We start from the raw sequence: 22,410 nt of genomic DNA on the forward strand, positions 1-22,410 counted from the left end.
GGCACAGCTCATACACAGGGAATTCATGGAAAGGCCAGCGTCCGGCGCCTGCTGTCGCTCAGGCTTGTCCCGTACCCCCTGTTCAGGGCGAGGCCATGTATCCGGGGCCCGGGCCTTTGCTCAGTTGTCGGCGACGGCGATGTCCAGGAGTTGTTGATGGAGTCCGGGGCGCGCGAAGAGTGCGGCTCCGGTGTCGGTCCGGTGCTGGCCGGCGAGGTCGCTGAAGGTGCCGCCCGCTTCTTGGACGATGGGAATGAGAGGGGCGATGTCCCACGGGCCGGCTCCCAGGAGGAGGAAAGCGTCCAGCTGACCGGTGGCGACGAGAAGGGCGCCATGGCAGGTGCCGGACCCGGTGGACGGTTTGCGGGGCGCTGGCGCGGTGGGATCCACTGTGGTCCAGTCCAGCAGCGGCCGGACCTGCGTGACGCCCCGGGCGAGTCTCGCGGCCGCGGCGCGTTCCTGCTGGTTCAGTCTGGACGGAGGTGGCCAGATGCCGATGGCAGCGTTCTGGGCACTTCCGCCTTCGGTGAGGGTCAACCGGTGTGCCGGTGCGTCCGGACTGGAGGAGCATGGCCCTGTCCAGGAGCCCGAGTCCGGCCTGGCCCACCACCGCCGGCCCAGGGCGGGGGCGGAGACCATGCCCAGGGTGATGCAGCCGTCCTCCTCCAGGGCGATCAGTGTGCCCCACTCCGGTTCGCCTGCGACGAAGCTCGCGGTGCCGTCGATGGCGTCGATGATCCATCGCCGTCTGCCGTGTCCATGGGTGCCGAACTCCTCACCGATGAACGCGTCGCCGGGATACTCCTGACGGATCAAGGAGCGAAGGACGATCTCGATCTTCCGGTCGGCATCAGTGACAGGGCTGCCGTCGCTCTTGGCCCGGGATTCGATGGTGGCGCTCGAGAAGTAACGTCGGGCGATGGCATCCGCCTCATCGGCCAGGCGATGCACCAGTTCCAGGTCTGCCAGGTCCGTCACAAGGCTGCCCTTCCCACAGTGGGCCGCCGTCAAGCTCCCCATGGACCGTGTAGACGCGGACACATCATCAAGGCGTGGCTGCTGTGATCACGGCCTCGGAGCCGTCCTGAAATTCTCCCTTCACCGAACTGCACCCGCGGCGTTTCGCCAAGTTGGTGACCGCACTGCGCCGCTAGGGCGCCGACAGAAGCCGAACGGGCCGACCGTGGAGCCTACCGCTGGACGACCGCGTCCTGCTGGTCACGGCCTATTGGCGCACGAACTTGACACTGCGCCAGTTCGCCCCCTTGTTCGGCATCCCGAAGTCCGCTACGGACCGCACTGGCGCCCACCTCGGTCCGCATCCTTCGCGACTGCCGCCTCAAGGGCGATGGAGTACACCACTCCATGCTCGGCATCGCACGCCTGTACAACCTCGCCCTCGCCAGATAGAGGGACGGATCTCATCGCCGCTTAGCGCACGCGTCGATCTCAAGATCGGTTACGGGACAAGCCGGGCACCCGCTTGCCGTTCTTTGTCCGCTCAGCCCGGCCGGCCGTGGGAGCCCGCCTCGAGAGTCGCGCGAAGAGCGGCCAGGGTTGCGGCGATGCGGGTCAGCTCGTCAGGGGGAACCGCCGCGGTCAGCGAGACGAGTTCGCTTTCGACAACGGGGCGGGAAGCGGCCAACTGCTTCTCACCCTCGGATGTGAGGCGGAGGACGGACGAGCGGCGGTCCTTGGGGTGCGCGACCCGCAGGCACCAGCCCGCAGCCACCAGCCGGTCGACCGCCTTGCTGACGGCCCCCACGGTGATCGCCAGTTCGCCCACGAGGTCGAGCACGCGGCACCCCGGCACACGGTCGATGATCTCCAGGAACTCGAACTGCCCCAGACTCAGCCCTTGTTCGGCACGCAGCCGGGCGCTCACCGCGTTGTAGAGCCGGGTCTCGACGCGGACGAGGTCGGTGAAGATCGGGGTGACGTGGCTCACAGAACCTCCAGTAGATTCCCAGGAATCATCTTCCTTGGAATCCGGTTGACTACGGCAGATGGATTCCAAGGAATCCATCCTCGCACCCCGACCCGGAGGCCCGATATGTCCCAACAGCAGCGCGACGCCCTGGACGCCATGCTCCGTTCCGCCCCTCGCAGCGAGACGCGGCCCTCTCTCGAGAAGCAGCGCAGCGGTTTCACCGCAGCTGTCACCCGCCCCGCGCCGGAGGGCGTGGTCACCCGCAGTACCGTCCTGGGCGGGCAGCCGACCCTGGAGCTTGAGCCGGCCGAAGTCCCCGGCCGCGGCCGGCTGCTCTACCTGCACGGCGGCGGCTACGTCGTCGGCTCACCGGACACCCATGCAGGGCTGGTCGGCGAACTGGCCCGCCGCGCCGGGCTGCGAGCGTTGTCGGTAGGTTACCGACTGGCGCCCGAGCACCCCTTTCCCGCGGCCGTCGACGACGGGCTCGCGGCCTATCGCGAGCTGCTCGCGGCGGGTACCGACCCACGGGACCTCGTCATGGCCGGTGACTCCGCCGGTGGCGGTCTGAGCATCGCCACACTGCTCCTGGCCCGGGAGGCCGGGCTGCCGCAACCAGCTGCCGTGGTCGTCTTCTCCCCCTGGGCCGACCTCACCCTCGCTGGCGGAAGCATCCGTTCCAAGGAGGGCGCCGACCCCATCTTCACCCAGGCCGACTTGCGCGCCTACGCCGATCTGTACGTCGGCGCAGGCGACCGGGCGCATCCCTTGGCCAGCCCGGTGTTCGCCGACCTCACCGGACTGCCCCCACTGCTCGTGCAAGTCGGGGCGAACGAGGTGCTGCTCGACGACGCGGTCCGGCTGGCCGGCCGCGCGGGCGCCGACGGCGTCGAGGTCACGCTCGAAGTCGGGCCCGGCCTCCCCCACGTCTTCCAGCACCACTACGAACGCCTCGACGAGGCGTCCGCCGCACTCGACCGCGCCGCCCGCTTCCTCACCGCCCACCTGGGCGCCGACCATCCCGAACCGGTCCACTGACGCCGACTGCGCCAGCAGCACGCCCGTACGCTACATCTGGCTCGGCGCCCGGCAGCGCTCCGGCGAGACACTCTCCGGACTCACCCTGCCGGGCGCGCGCGTCTACGACTCCGCCACCGGCCGGTTCCTCCAACTCGACCGATCGGCGGGGGCGGTGTCAACGCCTATGGCTGTCCGCCGGACCCCATCACCATGTACGGCCCGAACGGCAGGGGCTGGTTCTCCTGAGGCCGACATGGCGGACCACCGTGTGGGTGGGCGCCGTCCTCTGATGCAGCCGTCACCCGCGCGATGAGCGCACGCACCCGCCACCTGAAGGGGGAGCGCCTGCCCACCATGCTTCTCACGGCCAGTGCCACGATCCTTGGCCCCGACACCGTCTACGGCAACTGCATCAAGCCTGGCTGAGTCGGCAGTGCGGCGGGAAGCGCTCGGGCCCGTGCTGTACGAGTCCGTACCGGCCGTCCGCCAGCGGTATCGACCTGGCTACTCCTCGGGCTCCCAGGCAATGAGCTGCTCGAACACCTGCCGGTCACCCTCGATCTTGAGGTCGCTCAGCGTGAGACGGCCCCAGACGAAGAGGAGCAGCTGCTCGGCCGTGCCCGTGGCCGAAGCGGAGGGGGGCGCGGCGTCCTCCGTGAGGGGTGCGGGCCAGGCGCCGGTGCCGTCCAGCGCGAGGAGCCAGGAGCGGCCCTCGGTGGCGTGGTAGTGGATGGTGGCGGGCTCGTGCGGCCAGGCCGCCGGGGTGGAGTTGCAGGTGTCGAGAAACTCGGCCACGCCGTCGATCGCGACGTCCGCCGGCATCGGCTGCACGGCGCCTGCGGCGAGCTGGGCGTCGTAGGTGTGCACCAGCACCTCGTGCACCCGGCGCCGGGCAACGCCCCAGGCATTCGCCGGCGAAACGCCGGCACGCCACCACGTCCAGCACTCGCGCTCCGGGCCCGCCTCGCGCAGCGCACTCAGCAGCAGCTCGTTCGACTCGGCGTACCAGGCCAGCAGCGCCTCGAGCTCACGCGGCGCCTCCGCGGCATCCTTGGCCGGCGGAGCCTCGGCCGGGCCCGCGGCGACGATCGCGGCCCACCAGCGCTGGCCCGTACCCAGGTGCTGCACCAGATCGAACACCGTCCACCCGGGACAGGACGGCACCGGCGCGTCAAGGCCGGGCGCGGCGGCAACCGCACTCCGGAACGCGGCCGACCGCTCGTCGATCAGTCGCAGCAGGGCGGAATACTCAAGACTCTCTGTCACATCGCTTACGTATCACCCCAGCTCAGCCGACCGCACCCTGTTTTCCAGGCCGTCAGCTGCGGGCTTGGAGCCGGACGACCTGTACGGGCAGATCGAGCCGCTGCTGCGGTCAGGCGGCGGCGTCCGCGCCGTCCCGCCCGGCTGACCACTGGACGACCGCGGTTGACCAACTGCTTCTCCGGCGGCGTGCAGCCGACCAGCAGCACACCCGCCACCGCCGTACACCCCACAGCCGCCACCATCCGTCGCATCCCGTTGCCCATGGCATCCAGACACATGGTGGCCGTCGTGCTCACGACGGCAGTCGACCGGGTCCGCCACGCTCTCGTGCGGGTACTGGCGGCCGCGGTTCCGCTTCGGCGAAGAGTCGAACCACGTCCCAGCCTGGTCCTGACGCGTGACCTGCCCGAGCTGCAACGCCCTCGGCGCCGCACCTCCGCCGGTCCCACGACCACACCGTGGCCGCAGGGACATAGCGCCAACGATCCGAAGCTCGAGAAACCCGTTCAGGTGATCTTCGTATGAGTCAAGGCGGGACTCGGGGCACGGTATCCGTATGAACACACCGATGCACTGGCCGAAGAACGTCATTCTGCGAACGCTCACAGTGAGCGCTGCCTTGGTCTTTGCTCTTGCAGCGGAGTCGGCGGCGGCCGCGTTCGCCGCCCCAGCGTCGCTCACCCCCCACGTCATCGGAAAGGCACCGGCCGCCGGCGGCGACGAGAGTGTCGCCAACTGCGTCGTCACGGTCTGGCTCCCGGTCTGTCTGTGACAGCTGCGGCAGCAGCCGTCACAGACAGCCGGTTGAAGGGCGGTGAGGGCGCGGCGGGACAGAGAGCGCCGCGGCCTCACCCGAGCCACCCGTTCGCGCGTGCTCGCTCTGGAGCGCGCGATTCGCCGGGGCCACGGCCTTGAGGGGCCGGGCCCCGGCGAAGTCACCACGTCAGCGGATCACGACAGCGGCGGGTAGGCGTTCTGCATGAGCTGCTGGAACTGGGCGGAGAACCAGTGCCCCGCCAGCGGTGCGTTCGGCAGGGCGCCGGTGGGGTTGTTGCCGTTGCGGGCGTTGCCGCCGTAGGTGGGGTCGCACATGCGGTCGAAGCCCTTGCCCTCGTCGTTGGAGACGGCGGAGCTGGAGCCGTCGGACTCGCCCGGCGGCTTGACCCACACGTAGGCGTCGATCCCGGCAGCGGGGGCCGCGGTGGGCCGCTGACCAAGTCCGGCGCCGCTCTGATTGCACCAGTTCCCGGCGTGGACGCGCCGGTCGATGCGGCTGCCGTTGACGTAGTCGTCGACGGAGGTCTGCGGACCGGGGCCGGTGGGCCGGGCGGAGCCGCCCCAGCCGTTGCGGGAGGTGTCGATCAGCATGCCGATGCCGGAGTTGAAGCCGGCCGCGACGAGCTTGTCGCGCATCGCCTGGGCGAAGGACTGCTCGTCCACGTACTGGTTCCAGTCCACCCACTTGGACTGGCGCACGGTCTGCCCGTTGACGGTGTCGGTGATCTTGAAGTTGGGCTCCTTGACGGGGCTGTAGTTGGCGGTGTTGACGATGAAGCCCGCGACATCGTTGACGCTTGCACCGTTGCTGGTGGCGACCTTGGCGAACTCCTGGACGGCAGGGCCGAGGTTGGAGTCCCAGCCGAGCCAGCCGTGGTGGCCGGCGTCGATGTAGTTGTAGACGTTCGGGATGGCGCCGAGCTTGTCCAGGGCGTACGACACGCCCTTCTCGTAGTTGCCGTTGCTCTTCATGGTCACGCAGGCGTCGGTGGTGGTGGGCGTGCCGCCGGCGTTGGTGACCAGGTTGGGCAGCGAGTCGGGTTCGATGACGGTGGCGATCCGCAGCCCCGCGTACTTCGGGTCGGAGATGACCGCGGCGATGGGGTCGATGTACTGGGACTTGTACTTGTCGAGGTCGTTCGGGCCGAGTTCGCCGTTGGAGGCCAGAGCTGCGCAGTCGCGGCCGGGCAGGTCATAGATGACCAGCTGGACGACCAGGTCGCCGGAGCCCTTCTGCTTCAGTGCCTCGTCCAGGTGCGCGCGCAGGCCCATACCGCCGTTGACACCGTTGATCGCGGCGATCCGGTCCAACCACACGGCAGTGGGCTGATCGGCGATACGGCTGCCGCCCGGCTCGGCGGCGGCCTTGGCCGACCACTCGGGGTTCACGTACACCTTGGCCCCGGCATAGGGGTTGTCGACGCGGTTGCCGGTGTCGCCACCGCCACCTCCGCCGCCGGTACCCCCGCCGGTGTCGCCCCCGGTACCTCCGCCGGTACCGCCGCCACCGTCGACGTTGCAGGTGACGCCGTCGAGTGTGAATGTGGCGGGCACGCTGTTGGTGCCGCTGTAGGAGCCGTTGAAGCCGAAGCTGACCGAGCCGCCGCTCGCGAGGGCGCCGTTGTAGCTCTCATTGGCCGCGGTGACATCGGCACCACTCTGGCTGATCTTCGAGTTCCAGAAGTTGGTGACCTTCTGGTTTCCGGCGTACGACCACTTCACCGACCAAGCCGACTTGGCGGCCGCGTTGTTGGTGACGGTCACGGCGGCGGTGAAGCCGGTGTCCCACTGGCTCTGGATCTTGTAGTCGACGGTGCAGGGGACGGCCGAGGTGGCAGCGCCGGCCTGCCCGACGACGAGCGCCGTCCCCGACAGCCCGGCGACCAGCGTCAGGGCCGCGAGCAGCGATGTCCTGGTGTGACTCATGAGTGCGGGTTTCCTTCTTCTGTGGGGAGTTACGGGATGAGGGCGCGCAGGTGGTGACGCAGCCCGACGCCGTACGCGGTGGGTGTGCCGCCGTAGGCGGAGATCAGGGAGGGGCCGGAGGAGCAGTCCCAGGTGTTCCAGGTCCAGCCCAGGTAGGACAGGCAGTGGTCGTCGAACCACTTCATGACCTGGTCGGTGCAGGAGTGCGAGCAGGTGTTCTCGCCGATCTCCCCGGCGACCAGCGGCACTTGGGCAGCGGCCGGGGAGAGGGTGGAGTTCCGGCAAGTCCGGCGCTTACGCAGGCGTTGAAGTTGTCGACTTCTCATTGCCGGCGGTGGCGGTGGTGCCGGACTGGGGCCACTCGGCGATCCAGCCCTGGGTGATCTTCTGGCCGCCTGCGAAGTCGAAGCGGAGGCTCCAACTGCTCGGCACAGCCAGGTTGTTGGTGCTCTTCACGGAACTCTGCAGGCCGTTGTCCCACGGGCTGGTGACCGAGTACTCCACCGAGCAGGCGGGGTGCGGTCCCTGTGCCGTGACGACGGGGATGGCCATGGCCCCGACAAGCGCAGACGCGCCATCGACGGCTAAAAGTACTGAACGCGGGGGGTGTCGCATGAGCGACTCCTTGCAGCTTGGCGCGCCGTGACGGACGCGTCGACTGACTGGAACCGCTCCCACTGGTGCGGACGAACGTAGCGTCAACGGGGCAGGTTTCATAGGGGTCCTGCGAAATATTTCGGTCCGACGAGCCGCTTCGAACTTTCAACTCCTCAACGTCTTGACCGCGCCCGCCTCCGTCTCCACGATGGGAGCGCTCCCACTGGTTTCAAGTCTTGACCCCTCTCCATGAGCCGCGTGATCAAGGAGGAACCAGCACATGGATCCCGGACGTAAACGCAGAGCCGTGCGGCGAACGTGGACCGCCGTGGCGGCGGCGTTCGCCCTGCCTCTGTCGATGCTCGCTGCCGGCGCAACCACCGCGCAGGCGGCCGGTGTTCAGTGCAGTGTCGACTACAAGACCAACGACTGGGGCTCCGGCTTCACCGCCGACCTGACCATCACCAACCGCGGTACGGCCGCGATCGACGGCTGGACCCTGACGTACGCCTACAGCGGCAACCAGCAGCTGAGCAACGGGTGGAACGGCACCTGGTCGCAGTCCGGTTCGGCGGTCACCGTCAAGAACGCCTCGTACAACGGCACGATCGCCGCAGGTGCCGCGGTCTCCACCGGTGCGCAGTTCAGTTACAGCGGTACCAACACCGCACCCACCGGCTTCGCGATCAACGGCACCACCTGCGTCGGCGCGCACCAGCCGCCGGTCACCGTGCTGACCAGCCCCACCGCGGGCGCAATCTACACGCAGGGTGACGCGGTCCCGCTCGCGGCCACCGCCGCAGCGGCCGACAACGCGACGATCAGCAAGGTCGAGTTCTACGACGACACGACCCTGCTGGGCACGGACACCAGCGCGTCACGCTCTCCGCCTCCGGCTTGACCGTGGGCAGTCATTCGCTGGTGGCGAAGGCGTACGACAGCCTGGGCGCGTCCGCGGAGTCCACGCCGGTCGGCATCACGGTCGCCTCGGGTCCCGCCGTGGTGGCCTCGCCGACCCAACTGGGCGTCCAGCAGGGCAAGTCGGGTACCTATGCGGTGAAGCTGTCGACGCAGCCGAGCGCCAATGTCACCGTGACGACGGCCCGGGCGAGCGGCAACTCCGGTCTGTCGGTGACCGGCGGCGCGACGCTCACCTTCACGCCCGCCAACTGGAGCACCGCCCAGAACGTGACCATCACCGCCGACTCCTCCGGCACCGGCTCGGCGTCCTTCGAGTCGACGGCTACGGGCTACACGAAGGCAGCGGTCACGGTCACCGAGCTGGCGGCCACGAAGGCGTACGACGCCCGCTTCCTGGACCTCTACGGGAAGATCACCAACCCGGCGAACGGCTACTTCTCCCCCGACGGCATCCCGTACCACTCGGTGGAGACGCTGATCGTCGAGGCCCCGGACCAGGGCCACGAGACCACGTCGGAGGCCTACAGCTATCTGCTGTGGCTGCAGGCGATGTACGGCAAGGTCACCGGTGACTGGTCCAAGTTCAACGGCGCGTGGGCCCTCATGGAGAAGTACATGATCCCCACCCACGCCGACCAGCCCACCAACTCCTTCTACAACGCCTCCAAGCCGGCCACCTACGCGCCCGAGGCGGATACGCCGAACGAGTACCCGACAAAGTTGGACCAGTCCGTGCCGGTGGGTTCGGACCCGCTTGCCGGTGAACTCAAGTCGACGTACAACACCGACGATGTCTACGGCATGCACTGGCTGCAGGACGTCGACAACGTCTACGGCTACGGCAACACGCCCGGCGGGACCTGCGAGGGCGGTCCGACGGCGAAGGGCCCGTCGTACATCAACACCTTCCAGCGCGGGCCGCAGGAGTCGGTGTGGGAGACGGTGCCACAGCCGACCTGCGACGCCTTCAAGTACGGCGGAAAGAACGGCTACCTGGACCTGTTCACCGGCGACTCGTCGTACGCCAAGCAGTGGAAGTTCACCGACGCCCCGGACGCCGACGCGCGTGCCGTGCAGGCCGCGTACTGGGCCGACGTATGGGCAAAGCAGCAGGGCAAGGGCGCGGACGTCTCCGCGACCGTCACCAAGGCCGCGAAGATGGGCGACTACCTGCGCTACGCCATGTACGACAAGTACTTCAAGAAGATCGGCAACTGTGTCGGTCCGTCCACCTGCCCGGCGGGCACCGGCAAGGACGCCTCGCACTACCTGCTGTCCTGGTACTACGCCTGGGGCGGCTCGAACGACACGAGCGGCGGCTGGGCCTGGCGCATCGGCTCCAGCTACGCCCACAGCGGCTACCAGAACCCGCTGGCCGCGTACGCACTCAGCTCGGGCCCCGACCTGAAGCCCAAGTCGTCGACAGGAGCGGCGGACTGGTCCAAGTCGCTGCAGCGACAGCTGGAGTTCTACCAGTGGCTGCAGTCGTCCGAGGGCGCCATCGCGGGCGGTGCGACCAACAGCTGGGCGGGGCGGTACGCGACGCCGCCTGCTGGGAAGTCGACGTTCTACGGCATGTACTACGACGAGGCTCCGGTGTACCACGACCCGCCGTCCAACCAGTGGTTCGGCTTCCAGGCGTGGTCCATGGAGCGGGTCGCCGAGCTCTACCAGCAGACGGGCAACGCGCAGGCCAAGGCGGTCCTCGACAAGTGGGTCAAGTGGGCGCTGTCCAAGACCACGATCAACCCGGACGGCACCTACCAGATCCCGGCGACACTGCAGTGGTCGGGGCAGCCCGACACCTGGAACGCGTCGAATCCCGGCTCCAACAGCGGACTGCACGTCACCGTCGCCGACTACACCAACGACGTCGGCGTGGCCGCCGCGTACGCCAAGGTCCTGACGTACTACGGCGCCAAGTCCGGTGACGCGACCGCCAAGTCGACGGCGAAGGCACTGCTGGACGGCATGTGGAACAACTACCAGGACAGCCTGGGCATCGCCGTCCCGGAAACCCGCACCGACTACAACCGGTTCAACGACAGCGTCTACGTGCCCAGCGGCTGGACCGGCACGATGCCCGACGGTGACGCGATCAACTCCACGTCCACCTTCCTCTCGCTGAGGTCCTTTTACAAGAACGACCCCGCGTGGTCGAAGATCGAGACCTATCTCAAGGGCGGCGCCGCGCCCGTCTTCACCTACCACCGGTTCTGGGCACAGGCGGACATCGCCCTGGCCATGGGCTCGTACGCGGAGCTGCTCGAATAGCCCACGCCTGGCTCCGCGTGCGCGACCCCGTCACAAGGAGACGGGGTCACCCGGCCGGGCGGCCCCACCCGCACAGGGTCCGCCCGGCCGTCACGCCAACCGGGCCGCCTCGATGGCGAGTTCGCCAACCGGCGGTGCCCCCGTACGCGCATCCCCCACTGCGCCATGGACGGGAGCGCTCCCAAAACACACAGGTCCAGGAGGGAAACGAAACACTGTCCTGATCCATGCGGCCGGGCCCCTGACCGGTTCCCGTGCCCCTGGCAAAGTCGTGTGCTCGCGCCTCCTCCCCCGTAAGATCGGTGATCTCGTGGGGGGAGGTAGTCATGAGCAGACGGCGCCCGGGGACGCCGACGCTGGAGGAGGTGGCTGCCCGCGCCGGAGTGGGACGGGGCACCGTCTCCCGCGTCATCAACAACGCGGCAGGCGTGAAGGAATCGACACGCCGGACCGTGCAGCGAGCCATCGAGGAACTGGGGTACGTGCCCAACCTCGCGGCCCGTTCCCTGGCCGGACGGCGGGCCGACGCGGTCGCCCTGGTCATGACGGAACCGGACTGGCGGCAGTTTGCCGAGCCCTTCTTCTCCGAAATCGTCAGCTCGCTCGGGGACGCACTGTCCGACACAGGAATGCAGCTGATGCTGACCCTGGTCCGCTCGGATGCCGAGCGGCAGCGTTTCCTCGAGTACGCGCGCGGCGGCCGGGTCGACGGCGTTCTGCTGATGTCCGTGCACGCCGGCGATCCACTGCCGGACATGCTTGCCGAGGCACGGCTGCCGACCGTCCTGCTGGGGCGCCGCTCCGGCGACGAGTACGTCAGTTACGTGGACGTGGACAACGTCGGCGGAGCCCGCAGCGCGGTCTCCCATCTGTTGGAGCGGGGCCGCCGAGCGATCGCCACCATTACCGGGCCGGCCGACATGTACGTGACGCAGTGCCGGCTGCGCGGCTACCAGGAGGCTTTGGCCCTGGCGGGCCTCGAGGGCGAGCAGACCCTGGTCGCCGAGGGCGACTTCACGGCGGAGAGCGGACGCCGTGCCATGGCCGCGCTCCTCCGGCGGCATCCGGAGATCGACGGCGTCCTCGCCGCGTCGGACACCACGGCCGCGGGAGCTCTGGAGACGCTGCACTCGGCCGGGCGTCGGGTGCCCGAGGACGTCGCCGTGATCGGTTTCGACGACTTTCCGCTGGCCCAGCGGACGACACCGCGACTGACCACGGTACGGCAGCCGATCGAGGCGATGGGGCGGGCCATGGTCCGGCTGCTCCTGGAGGAGATGGAGGAGGGTGCAGTGGCCTGGCGGCACGTCATCCTCCGCACGGAACTGATGGTGCGCGAGTCCACCTGAACGTCGCTGGACGACATCCCCGCGGAGCGCTCCTCATGCCGCGCGCTGTGAGGCAGGCCCGTTTCTGACCTGGGGCTCCCGAATCGGCTCGCCTCTCTTTGCGCCGGGAGCCTTGTCATGAACCTGAACCAACTCTAGTGTCCGTGCCGAACCGAGGAATGGGAGCGCTCCCAATCGCCGTCGGTGGGAGCGCTCCCGCAATCTCCCCATCCCCCATCCCTGTCCAGAGGATCCGCATGCGACCTTCACGACACCATGCCCACAGCGCGAGGGGTGTGCTCGGCGCACTGCTCACCTCGCTCGTCTCGCTCGCCGCGCTTCTGACCACCGCGCCGGGGGCCCAGGCCGACACCACGGTCTGCGAACCATTCGGGTCGACGACCATCCAGGGCCGCTACGTCGTCCAGAACAACCGCTGGGGCACCAGCGCCACGCAGTGCATCGCCGTCACCGACTCCGGGTTCAGGATCACCCAGGCCGACGGATCCGTCTCCACGAACGGCGCTCCGAAGTCGTACCCGTCCGTCTACAACGGCTGCCACTACACCAACTGCTCGCCCGGCACCAACCTCCCCGCTCAGCTCAGCACCATCTCCAGCGCGCCCACGAGCACCTCGTACAGCTATGTGAACGACGCAGCGTACGACGCCGCTTACGACATCTGGCTCGACCCCACGCCCCGCACCGACGGCGTGAACCGCACCGAGATCATGATCTGGTTCAACCGAGTCGGGTCCGTCCAGCCCGTGGGTTCGCCGGTCGGCACCGCCACCGTGGCCGGGCGCGAGTGGCAGGTGTGGTCCGGCAACAACGGCTCCAACGACGTGCTGTCGTTCGTCGCACCGTCGGCGATCAGCAGCTGGTCCTTCGATGTCATGGACTTCGCGCGGCAAGCCGTCTCCCGCGGACTGGCACAGAACAACTGGTACCTGACGAGTGTTCAGGCGGGCTTCGAGCCCTGGCAGAACGGCACGGGCCTCGCCCTGACCTCGTTCTCCTCGACCGTCAACAAGGGTTCCTCCGGTGACCCGGGCGGCCCCGGCGGCTCCGCGGCCTGCAAGGTGGCGTACACCACGAACGTCTGGCAGGGCGGCTTCACCGCCGACGTCACCGTCACCAACACCGGTTCCTCCCCGGTGAACGGCTGGAAACTCGCGTTCACCCTGCCCTCCGGACAGCAGATCACCAGCGTCTGGAACGCGAACGTCTCTCCCTCATCGGGAGCTGTCACGGCGGGCAACGTCGGCTACAACGAGCAGATCACCGCCGGCGGCCAGGCGTCCTTCGGGTTCCAGGGCACCTACAGCGGCGTCTTCGCCAAGCCCTCCGGCTTCAGCCTGAACGGCACCGCCTGCACCACCGCTTGACCTGGGCCCACCCACCACGGGGCCCGCCCACTTCCGTTCCCACGGCCCGGCGGGCCCCGCAACCTGGGAGCAGTGCCACACCGACGCTCTCCTCCGCACGGACCCACATCCAAGAGGCACGCCCGCGCGACAGCGCAGGCGCAGAGGCCGACTGATGGTGGTCGCCACCGAGGGGACTGGCGGTCACAGTCCCTCACCATGATCCACCACTGGATGAGCCTGGATGAGCTTTGAAAACGGGCCCATGCGGCCCTACGGCAATGCTGCGGTTTCAGCAATCCAGGCAGTACGGAACGGGCACTGGCCAGTCCTCCCTTACGCCATGGCGTCGTCCGCCCCTGCGCACCGCCTCGACACAGGCCCGTCGAGCCGTCCGTCTGCGCGGTGGCCCTCGTTGCTCCAGCGGAAGCGCGTACGGGCCCAGGGCTGGGGCGGAAGACCACGCCGTCTGCATGCCCGTGCCTTGTGGTGCGGCTCAGGTGGATCGCGGCCAGGTCTGCAGCAGGGTGGCGAGGCGTGCGGTGGTGCAGGCTGGATCGCGCAGCATGTCACGGAGGGCGACGGCGTCCTCCCGGGTGGGCTTGACCGGGATCCCGGAGGCCTCCAGGTACATCACGCCTGTCGCAGCGGCCACGGCCATGTTGGAGCGCTCCAGCCAGCGGCAGCGCCCGAGGATGTGCACCAGCGCGGCGGCGCGGGCGTAGGGGCCTTCGTAGACGGGAGTTTCCAGCAGTTCGGCTCGGTGGCAGGCGACGGCGGCCACGGGTACCCCGTAGTCGTCGGGGGCGGGATCCGCCGCGCCTGCGACCTCCGCGACCTGCAGGATCCAGGGGACGTCGATATACAGGTCCATTACGCGGCGTGTGCCCCCGAGGAGCGCCGGTCGGCGTCCTCGGCCTCGTCGAAGACCGCCTGGTGCTCGTCGAGGAAGCGCCTGGCCGCATCCAGGCCTCGCTGTCGCATTCCGCCGACGTCCTCCCGCACGAGAGCAGCGATGTAATCGCCGACGCTCATGCCGCGGTCCTTGGCCCGGGCTGTGGCGAGCTCCGCAATCTCGTCGTCGACCCGCCAGCCCCTCTGTGTCTTCGCCATCCGCCGATGGTAACAGGTGGTACCAGGGCGTGACGGCCTTCCTGGCGTAGGGGGCGAGGGTGGCCTGCAGGCGCGATGCGCGATCGGACATCCGTCGGGGACCGTCCCGCCGCATCGGGCGATGTCAGTGGTGGCAGGCAGGATGAAAGGCATGACAACACCTGCAGCTGTGATCACGGATCGAGCCGCCTACGCGCAGGCGGTCGAGGACGCGGTGAAGGCGTCGGCCGCCTACTACGGGGGCGGCTCCTCTCCCCTGGACGACGACGCCTACGACAGGCTGGTGCGTGGCATCGCCGCATGGGAGGCCGAACATCCTGACGGGGTGCTGCCGGATTCGCCGACGGGGAAGGTCGCCGGCGGTGCCGTGGAGGGCGATGTGCCGCACACGGTGGCGATGTTGAGCCTGGACAACGTGTTCTCGCCGGAGGAATTCACCTCCTGGGCCGCCTCTCTGGCCCGGCGCATAGGCCACGAGGTCGAGCGGTTCAGTGTCGAGCCGAAGCTGGACGGGCTCGCGGTCGCCGCCCGCTACACCGGCGGCCGCCTGAGACAGCTGATCACCCGCGGGGACGGGACGGCCGGGGAGGACGTCTCGCACGCGATCGGCACCATCGAGGGCCTGCCGACCGAACTCGCCGAGCCGGTCACCGTGGAAGTCCGGGGCGAGGTCCTGATGACGACCGCCCAGTTCGAGCACGCCAACGAGGTGCGTACCGCGCACGGCGGGCAGCCGTTCGCCAACCCACGCGGCGCCTCTGCGGGTACGCTGCGCGCCAAGGAGCGCGCCTACAGCGTGCCGATGACGTTCTTCGGCTACGGCCTGCTGCCCATGGCCGACACCGAGACCGAACTCGCCGCGCGGCTGGCCGCGAGCGCGCACAGCGACCTGATGGCGCAGGCCGTCGTGTTCGGGATCAACACCACCGCTGCCACGGCGGTGCCCGGCGTCACCGCCGAGACCGTGGAGCAGGTGCTGGCCCGGGTGCAGGAGATCGCCGCGCTGCGGGCGGAGTTGCCGTTCGGGATCGACGGGATCGTCATCAAGGCCGACCTGGCCGCAGATCAGCAGACCGCAGGGTCGGGTTCGCGCGCTCCGCGGTGGGCGATCGCCTACAAGCTGCCGGCCGTCGAGAAGATCACACGGCTCCTCGAGGTGGAGTGGAACGTCGGCCGCACCGGCATCATCGCCCCGCGCGCCGTCCTGGAGCCGGTGGAGATCGACGGCGCCACCATCACCTACGCCACTCTCCACAACCCGGCCGACATCACCCGCCGCGACCTGCGGCTGGGCGACCACGTCATGGTCCACCGGGCCGGCGACGTCATCCCCCGCATCGAAGCCCCGGTCGCCCACCTGCGCACCGGCGACGAACAGCCCATCGTCTTCCCCGAGGTGTGCCCGCGCTGCGGATCCGCCATCGACACGAGCCAGGAACGCTGGCGGTGCGAACAGGGCCGCAACTGCCACCTCGTCGCGTCTCTCTCCTATGCGGCCGGCCGGGACCAGCTCGACATCGAAGGCCTGGGCGCCACCCGCGTGGTCCAACTCGTCGAGGCGGGCCTGGTCACCGATCTCGCCGACCTGTTCACCCTCACCCGCGACCAGCTCCTCGCGCTGGAGCGGATGGGCGAGACCAGCACCGACAACCTCCTCGCCGCGATCGACACGGCCAAGGGGCAACCGCTGTCGCGAGTGCTGTGCGCGCTCGGGGTGCGCGGCACCGGCCGTTCCATGTCCCGCCGCATCGCCCGGTACTTCGCCACCATGGACCACATCCGCGCCGCAGACGCGGAAACGATGCAGCAGGTCGAGGGCATCGGCACCGAGAAGGCCCCCTCGATCGTCGCCGAACTGGCCGAACTCGCCTCGCTCATCGACAAGCTCGCCGCCGCCGGGGTGAACATGAGCGAGCCCGGTGCCACCCCGCCCGCGTCGACCACCGGGGACACCGGCGCCGACGGGAGCGGGGATGCGGCAGGCGGGCCGCTGACCGGCATGACCGTCGTGGTCACCGGCGCGATGACCGGCGTGCTGGAGAAGCTCAGCCGCAACCAGATGAACGAGCTCATCGAGCGCGCGGGCGGCCGCTCTTCCTCCAGTGTCTCCAAGAAGACCACCCTGGTGGTCGCCGGCGACGGCGCCGGATCCAAGCGCACCAAGGCCGAAACCCTCGGCGTCCGCCTGGCGACCCCGGATGAGTTCGCCGACCTCGTCGCCGACTTCGTCGACTGAGGTCTCCGGCAGGTGTGCCCCAGCTCACCATCACAGAGGCAACAGGCCGGGAACACTTCAAGGTGATTGACCGTTAATCCAGACGTGACTGCGGAGGGGACAGTGTCCCCGGGCCTCACCCATAGCCCATGGGGACGATCGTCCGGCTGAAGCCCCATGGAGCCCTCCGCCGAGAGGCGACCGCCCTCCGCACGTCACCACTTACGGCCCCGGCTGGCCTCCCCCGTCCAGCCGGGGCTTTCCCGTGCCTGTGGTTGTCCCCCGCGAGGACGCGCGACCCGTGACCTCGGGCTGCACCGCGGCCTGCGGAAACTCCGCCACGTCTTGAGTCACCCGAAGGGGGGTCGGCACCCAGGGGACCGGCTTACGTGCGCTTGCCCGTGTCGGCGGAGTACACCACGCTGAGCCCCGAGCACGAGGACTGCCGGCGAGCTCAGATCGCGCACCGATGAGTTTCCCGCGCCGCACCGGTCTGTACGCCGGACACCCATGGACGGAAGGCTGGGCCATGCGCAAACTGTTCTACGGCATGAACCTGACTCTGGACGGCTACATCGCCGCGCCCGGCGACGACATCGGCTGGAGCGGACCGCCGAGCGACGAGCTGTTCCAGTGGTGGCTCGACCACGAGCAGGCGAGTGGCCTGTCGCTGTACGGGCGCAAGCTGTGGGAGACGATGAGCTCCTACTGGCCGACCGGCGACCAGCAGCCGGGCGCCACCCCGGCGCAGATCGAATTCGCGCGGAACTGGCGGGACACGCCGAAAGTGGTGTTCTCCTCGACGATCGACAAGGTCGACTGGAACAGCCGCCTGGTCACCGGCGACGCGATCGCCGAGATCACCCGGCTCAAGGCCGAGGACGGCGGCCCGATGAGCATCGGCGGCGCAACGCTCGCCGGGGCGGCCATGCGCGCCGGGTTGATCGACGAGTATGCGATCGCCACGCATCCGGTCCTGGTGGGCGGCGGCACGCCGTTCTTCACCTCCCTGGACGGCTGGGTGAACCTGAACCTGGTGGAGACGCGGACGTTTCCCGGCGGCGTGGTCCTGACCAGGTACGAGACGAGGCGCTGAGCAGCAGCACCCAACACGCTTCAGCCGATCCACGGATCGTCATTGGTCTGCCGTGGACCGGCAGTCGTTCCACAGGGTGGCGAGGCGGGCCGGGATCTGGGGGATGCCGGCACACCCCCGGGAATTGGCGGGGAAACTGTCGCTGGCCACGTAGCGCCAGCCGACGCCCGGGCGATCGGTGAAGTACTTCATCGCAGCTCCGTCATCCTGCAGGGCGACCTGCTCCGCCTCCGTGCTGCCGGGAGTCAGCTGGAAGCGGGTTCCGGCGTAGAACGTCCCGTTGCAACTGCCGTAGTAGAACGTGCCCTTGACCGGGGCGATGTGGGTGAGAGGCGGTTGAGCCTGTCTGCGGTAGGTCGCCGTGACGCTGAGCTTGAGGGCAGGCGACGCCAGCAGGGATCGGCAGCCGTGAGCCCGGGCCGGAGAGCCGGCGGCTGTGTGCCCGGCCGACCGACTCGCCGCCGGGGACGCCACGGCCGAGGAAGCAGGCATGTGCGCCGCGCTCGGAATGCTGCTGGTCGCGGTGCCGTGCTGCGTGCAACTCGTGAGCAGGGCCGCCGCGGCAGCGGCCATCCCCAGAGTCGCACCGCGATACAGAGAACAGTTCCGGCGTGTCATTTCGAACCCACCCCTCTCAAGACGTTCGCACAGGTCCGGGATGACGCAACTCGGATACGGTCTTCCGGTCTTGGGCACAAGGACGCTGCGCCGTGCACCGCGGTTTCATCAGGTCCACGTGGGCTCACGGACCGGACCTCGATCCCGCCGCAGCTCAGGTGGCCGGAGCCGTCAGGTACGTCAGGTACACACCTCCCCCGCAGTCGGGCATCTTCCGTAGGGTCCAGCGGCCGTCGAACGTCGCGGAGGAGAAGTTCGACTCGGCGTCGTCCTCCTCCACCTCGCCGCCCTGCGGCGTGTATCCGGCCTCGGGAAGCTGCTTCTGCAGGAAGGCCAGCGTGCGGTCGAAGCCACTCCTGACGACCATGGCGACGACGAGCCGCTCGCCGGAGCGACGCTCCGTCGAGGTCACGAGCGCGCCATCGGGCACCGGAAGGTTCGCCGGGAAGTCCTTGGGCATCGGCAGTGAGGCGGCAGTGGGGCACCCGCCCGGCGTGGTGACGATCGGCGTCGCGGCCAAGGGCCCTGCATTCCTTGTCGGCGCCGAGCACCCGGTGACGGCCGCCAGACCGAGGACGGCGCCGGTCAGTGCGCCAGCCAGAGGCCAGGACTTCACCTACTTACCTCCTGTGGGCTTCTGGCGCTTGCCGACGACCGTGGCGTCGTACGCGCCGTACAGGGTGTTGCCGGAGGTCTGGCGGGCGATGGAGGCCAGTGCGTCGTAGTTCTGCGCGCCGCCGCCGGCGCAGGCGCCGGTGCAGCCGTCGGCGTAGGCGGCGAGCACACGGCCCCGGGCGTCGATGGTGATGTCGTCGAAGTCCAGGAGATTGCGGTCCTTGCCACAGGTGGTGCCACCTGTGCAGATCGATCCCTTCTGGACCGGGTCGATGGGGGTGGCGTCCACGGTGACCCAGGACTGTCCGCCGTCGTAGGTCGTGGCCACGTACAGGTGCCAGACGCCCTTGAAGGTGCCCGCATCCTGGTAGTCGCCGCCGGTGGTGGTGCCCAGGAAGGCGAAGGCGGCGCGGTTGTCGTCGCCTGCGGTCACGGCCGGGAAGACGATGTTCTTTATGCCGAGGGACGCCCCGACGTTCTGGTCGTACAGCCACGTCCTGCCCTTGTCGTGGCTGACGGCGATGCGTGCGGTGCCGTCGCTGTTCTGGTAGCCCATGTAGACGGTCCCGCCGGCGCCGATCCCCACGCTCGGGTCGGAGTCAACGGGGGAGCTGGAGGGGTTCTTGCGGACGGTCCAGGTAAGCCCGTTGTCCTCGGAGACGGCCACGGCCTGGTTGCCGCCGCAACCCTTGTTCGGCACGTACACCGTGCCGTCCGGTGCGACCTTCACATGCCCGTGCAGGCCGCCGCAGTCCAGCAGCGAGTACATCGGAACGGCCGGCCCATACGTCAGACCGCCGTCCCGGCTGACCGCGCAGGAGGCGTCGGCGATGTCCTGGGAGCAGTAGTAGACGGCGTTCGGATACGACGTGAGAGGGCCAGGCCCGCCTGGGGCGAAGGAGCCGCCGCCGATGCTCTGGTGGTCGACACCGGAGTTGATGCCGGAGCCGCCCGTCGGCGTCCACGTTTCGCCGTCGTCGTCGGTGTAGCAGGTCAGGGCGGTCTTTCCGGCCAGCTGCGACTCGAAGGTGCGGTGGGTGGCCGGATCGGTGAACAAGATCGGGTCGAGGCTGGTCGTGCTGCCCTGGGGACATCCATTGGCCGCATTCGCGCTCTTGTCCTGCCAGGTGGCGACGCCGGCGCTGTCATAGGTGACCTTGAGCGTCGAGGTGTACGCCTGGAACATCGCGGCCCCGGTGGCGCGGTCGACGCCGATCGAGGGTTCACCGGCCTCGTGGGCGTGCGCGAGGCTGTCGGGTGCCGAGGAGTTCGCATAGGTGGGGGGTACTGCTGTACTCGGTGGCGGGTCGACCGGGTTGGCGACCAGGCTCGCGGTGCCGGTGAAGCTGTCACCGAGTGGCGCGTACGGCACCACGCGGACCATGTACGACGCCGCCACCGCGGGCAACAGCAGGCGCTCGGGGTCGCTGGTGGAGGCCGCCGCGGCCACTGCGTGGCCGTTTGCGTCGAGGACGTACAGGTCGAAGTCGGCGGCAGTGTTGGGCCACTTGACATCGATGCGCAGGCTGTGACCGGTGTCGTAGCCGGGGGGCACCGACACCTTCAGGGCGTAGTCGTCGCAGAGTTGCGGGCTACCGCAGCTCACCGTCCCGGTGGTGCCGGAGACATTGGGGACGGCGAAGGGACCGGCGCTCCACGAAATCGTGGGTGCTGTGTCGCTGACCGTTCCGGAGGGCGGGGTGGCGGCCTCGGCCGACACGCTCGGCAGAGTGCCGACGACGAGCGCCAGCACCCCGAGGACGACACGCCCCCGCGACCGCGAGTGACGCTGAGGACAGAGTGCGGAGCGGAGAGCCACAAGCACCTCAAGGGTTCCGAGTCGGACGAAGGGCGATCGTGTGCGGTGGTACGGGAGGGGCCTTTGTCTGCTCTACGGGGAGGCGTGCGACGTCCGTCGCGAGAATTCGAACTGTTTCCCACGGCCTCGGCGTACTCAAGGGTGATCGCGCTGAAGACGCCGATGGCCCGCCCGGTCTCCGATTGCGGTCGGCGGGTGGCGAAGGAGCAGGAAGTGCTGGAAAAGGTGCAGCCTTTTGCTCGTTTGGCGTCCGTAAAACACCGATTCATGCGCTGTGATTTCATGGAGGTGCGCACATCGTGGCGTACACCGCTGAAAGAGAGTTGTGAGACATGGCGGCACCGCAGGCCCGGTGGAGCGCGCTGCTCGAGATGCTGACGCGCGACGGGCGGATCGAAGTCGAGCCGGCTGCGGAGGAGTTGGGAGTCTCCGCTGCGACCATCAGGCGCGACCTCGACGAGTTGGCCCGCCAGCAGATGGTCACCCGCACCCACGGCGGAGCGGTGATCAACGCCATCGCCTATGACCTGCCGCTGCGCTACAAGGCCGCGCGCAACGCTCCGGAGAAGGAGCGGATCGCGCACGCGGCCGCCTCGCTGGTGAAGGCCGGCGCGGTGGTGGGGTTGAACGGCGGCACCACGACCACCGAGGTGGCGCGGGCGCTGGCCACCCGCGCCGACCTGAGTTCCGGCGGCGCGGAGACAGCGGTCACGGTGGTGACCAACGCTCTGAACATCGCGAACGAGTTGGTCGTACGGCGCCATGTGAAGCTCGTGGTGACCGGCGGAGTGGCCCGGCCGGCGTCCTATGAGCTGATCGGGCCGCTGGCCACCGAACTGCTCGCCGAGATCGCGCTGGACCAGGTCTTCCTCGGGGTGGATGCCATCGACGTTGCCCACGGGGCGACCGCGCACCACGAGGGCGAGGCCAGCATCAACCGGGCGCTGGCCCGCCGCGCACAGCAGGTCATCGCGGTCGCCGACGCCTCCAAGCTGGACCGCCGGGCCTTCGCCCGCATCTGCCCGGTGGAGGACATCGACGTCCTGGTGACCGACAAGACCGCCTCGGACCGGTTGACCGAGTCGTTCACGGCGGCCGGGGTCGAGGTCATCCGCGCCTGACTCCGCACGCCGCTCCCGTGATGGTCAAGGTGCAGATCCCGACGTTATCCCCGGACCCAGCCCGCCGTCAGTCCGGCCACGAGGTGGCGCTCCACGAAGACGAACCACACGACCACCGGCACGATCGCGATGATCGAATTGGCGGACAGCTACTGCCACTGCTCCTGGTACGAGGTGACGAAGCCAGGAATCGCCCTGGTCAGGGTCGTTCGGTTGCTGGACGAGGTGACGGCGAGGGCCACCACGTACTCGTTCCACGCGCCGATGAAGGTGTACACGAGCGCCGTCACCAGACCGGGCATCGCGATCGGCAGGACGACACGGGCCGCTGCCCGTCGATCGGTGGCGGCCTTTGCCGACTCTGGTACGCGGCGGCCGCTCATCGTTGAGCCGCGGCCAGGGGACGC

At 69.0% G+C, this 22,410-nt stretch carries 18 protein-coding genes and 3 pseudogenes; 9 read left to right on the forward strand and 12 right to left on the reverse strand.

Annotated features, from left to right (window positions below; translation table 11 throughout):
• Positions 1 to 120: 120 nt before the first annotated feature.
• Positions 121 to 978 carry an inositol monophosphatase family protein gene (locus ACFY1E_RS26360; protein ID WP_389079959.1) on the reverse strand — a complete coding sequence of 286 codons (858 nt, stop codon included), beginning with the start codon at positions 976 to 978 and terminating at the stop codon, positions 121 to 123.
• A 128-nt stretch (positions 979 to 1,106) separates the two neighbouring features.
• On the opposite strand from ACFY1E_RS26360, the pseudogene ACFY1E_RS26365 reads away from it, so the two are divergent.
• A pseudogene (locus ACFY1E_RS26365) lies at positions 1,107 to 1,319 on the forward strand (transposase family protein); the annotation flags it as partial.
• Between the two features lie 182 nt (positions 1,320 to 1,501).
• Here the strand turns inward: ACFY1E_RS26365 and ACFY1E_RS26370 are convergent.
• Entirely contained in the window at positions 1,502 to 1,948 is a 447-nt protein-coding gene (locus ACFY1E_RS26370) for a MarR family winged helix-turn-helix transcriptional regulator (RefSeq protein WP_389079960.1), read from the reverse strand.
• 105 nt (positions 1,949 to 2,053) lie between these two features.
• On the opposite strand from ACFY1E_RS26370, the gene ACFY1E_RS26375 reads away from it, so the two are divergent.
• On the forward strand, positions 2,054 to 2,968 hold the full coding sequence (locus tag ACFY1E_RS26375; protein ID WP_389079961.1) for an alpha/beta hydrolase: 915 nt from the start codon (positions 2,054 to 2,056) through the stop codon (positions 2,966 to 2,968).
• 486 nt (positions 2,969 to 3,454) lie between these two features.
• Here the strand turns inward: ACFY1E_RS26375 and ACFY1E_RS26380 are convergent, their stop codons facing one another.
• Positions 3,455 to 4,216 (reverse strand): maleylpyruvate isomerase family mycothiol-dependent enzyme, encoded by a 762-nt coding sequence (locus ACFY1E_RS26380; RefSeq protein WP_389079962.1) that lies wholly within the window; start codon positions 4,214 to 4,216, stop codon positions 3,455 to 3,457.
• 556 nt (positions 4,217 to 4,772) lie between these two features.
• Here ACFY1E_RS26380 and ACFY1E_RS26385 point away from each other — a divergent pair.
• Positions 4,773 to 4,988, forward strand: a complete 216-nt coding sequence (locus ACFY1E_RS26385) for a hypothetical protein (RefSeq protein WP_389079963.1) — start codon at positions 4,773 to 4,775, stop codon at positions 4,986 to 4,988.
• Positions 4,989 to 5,167: 179 nt separating this feature from the next.
• Here the strand turns inward: ACFY1E_RS26385 and ACFY1E_RS26390 are convergent, their stop codons facing one another.
• The 3 genes and pseudogenes from ACFY1E_RS26390 to ACFY1E_RS26400 form a co-directional block, all read right to left on the reverse strand.
• Entirely contained in the window at positions 5,168 to 6,919 is a 1,752-nt protein-coding gene (locus ACFY1E_RS26390; protein WP_389079964.1) for a glycoside hydrolase family 6 protein, read from the reverse strand.
• A gap of 29 nt (positions 6,920 to 6,948) precedes the next feature.
• Positions 6,949 to 7,238 (reverse strand): annotated as a pseudogene (locus ACFY1E_RS26395) (hypothetical protein); the annotation flags it as partial.
• The gene (locus tag ACFY1E_RS26400; RefSeq protein ID WP_389079966.1) at positions 7,214 to 7,636 is read right to left on the reverse strand and encodes a cellulose binding domain-containing protein; all 423 of its coding nucleotides are present in this window, start codon (positions 7,634 to 7,636) and stop codon (positions 7,214 to 7,216) included. The gene ACFY1E_RS26400 and the pseudogene ACFY1E_RS26395, both read right to left, overlap by 25 nt.
• Before the next feature lie 160 nt (positions 7,637 to 7,796).
• On the opposite strand from ACFY1E_RS26400, the pseudogene ACFY1E_RS26405 reads away from it, so the two are divergent.
• From ACFY1E_RS26405 to ACFY1E_RS26415, 3 genes and pseudogenes are all read left to right on the forward strand, one after another.
• Positions 7,797 to 10,711, forward strand: a pseudogene (locus tag ACFY1E_RS26405) (glycoside hydrolase family 48 protein).
• 326 nt (positions 10,712 to 11,037) lie between these two features.
• Entirely contained in the window at positions 11,038 to 12,060 is a 1,023-nt protein-coding gene (locus tag ACFY1E_RS26410; RefSeq protein WP_389079967.1) for a LacI family DNA-binding transcriptional regulator, read from the forward strand.
• 236 nt (positions 12,061 to 12,296) lie between these two features.
• Positions 12,297 to 13,427, forward strand: a complete 1,131-nt coding sequence (locus ACFY1E_RS26415; protein WP_389079969.1) for a cellulose binding domain-containing protein — start codon at positions 12,297 to 12,299, stop codon at positions 13,425 to 13,427.
• Between the two features lie 475 nt (positions 13,428 to 13,902).
• Here ACFY1E_RS26415 and ACFY1E_RS26420 read toward each other — a convergent pair whose 3' ends face one another.
• Together ACFY1E_RS26420 and ACFY1E_RS26425 are read right to left on the reverse strand one after the other, a co-directional pair.
• A complete protein-coding gene (locus ACFY1E_RS26420; RefSeq protein WP_389079970.1) occupies positions 13,903 to 14,280 on the reverse strand; it encodes a fic family toxin-antitoxin system, toxin component in 378 nt (125 codons plus the stop codon).
• Positions 14,280 to 14,519, reverse strand: a complete 240-nt coding sequence (locus ACFY1E_RS26425; RefSeq protein WP_389079971.1) for a hypothetical protein — start codon at positions 14,517 to 14,519, stop codon at positions 14,280 to 14,282. The genes ACFY1E_RS26420 and ACFY1E_RS26425 overlap by 1 nt, the downstream gene beginning before the upstream one ends.
• A gap of 151 nt (positions 14,520 to 14,670) precedes the next feature.
• Between ACFY1E_RS26425 and ligA the strand changes: the two genes are divergently transcribed.
• Positions 14,671 to 16,755, forward strand: coding sequence for an NAD-dependent DNA ligase LigA (gene ligA, locus ACFY1E_RS26430; protein WP_389079972.1), 2,085 nt, complete (start codon positions 14,671 to 14,673; stop codon positions 16,753 to 16,755).
• A 508-nt stretch (positions 16,756 to 17,263) separates the two neighbouring features.
• Entirely contained in the window at positions 17,264 to 17,830 is a 567-nt protein-coding gene (locus ACFY1E_RS26435; RefSeq protein ID WP_389080189.1) for a dihydrofolate reductase family protein, read from the forward strand.
• Between the two features lie 39 nt (positions 17,831 to 17,869).
• Here ACFY1E_RS26435 and ACFY1E_RS26440 read toward each other — a convergent pair whose 3' ends face one another.
• The 3 genes from ACFY1E_RS26440 to ACFY1E_RS26450 form a co-directional block, all read right to left on the reverse strand.
• Positions 17,870 to 18,403: a hypothetical protein gene (locus ACFY1E_RS26440; RefSeq protein WP_389079974.1), complete on the reverse strand. Its 534-nt coding sequence runs from the start codon at positions 18,401 to 18,403 to the stop codon at positions 17,870 to 17,872.
• A gap of 199 nt (positions 18,404 to 18,602) precedes the next feature.
• Positions 18,603 to 18,968: a hypothetical protein gene (locus ACFY1E_RS26445; protein ID WP_389079975.1), complete on the reverse strand. Its 366-nt coding sequence runs from the start codon at positions 18,966 to 18,968 to the stop codon at positions 18,603 to 18,605.
• 96 nt (positions 18,969 to 19,064) lie between these two features.
• Positions 19,065 to 20,816 (reverse strand): sialidase family protein, encoded by a 1,752-nt coding sequence (locus ACFY1E_RS26450; protein ID WP_389079976.1) that lies wholly within the window; start codon positions 20,814 to 20,816, stop codon positions 19,065 to 19,067.
• Positions 20,817 to 21,214: 398 nt separating this feature from the next.
• Between ACFY1E_RS26450 and ACFY1E_RS26455 the strand changes: the two genes are divergently transcribed.
• On the forward strand, positions 21,215 to 22,003 hold the full coding sequence (locus ACFY1E_RS26455) for a DeoR/GlpR family DNA-binding transcription regulator (protein WP_389079978.1): 789 nt from the start codon (positions 21,215 to 21,217) through the stop codon (positions 22,001 to 22,003).
• Between the two features lie 149 nt (positions 22,004 to 22,152).
• Here the strand turns inward: ACFY1E_RS26455 and ACFY1E_RS26460 are convergent, their stop codons facing one another.
• Positions 22,153 to 22,386 carry an ABC transporter permease subunit gene (locus tag ACFY1E_RS26460; protein ID WP_389079979.1) on the reverse strand — a complete coding sequence of 78 codons (234 nt, stop codon included), beginning with the start codon at positions 22,384 to 22,386 and terminating at the stop codon, positions 22,153 to 22,155.
• Positions 22,387 to 22,410: the final 24 nt, after the last annotated feature.

Origin of the sequence: Streptomyces sp. NPDC001604 (assembly GCF_042893475.1) — a bacterium.
Lineage (GTDB): Bacteria > Actinomycetota > Actinomycetes > Streptomycetales > Streptomycetaceae > Streptomyces.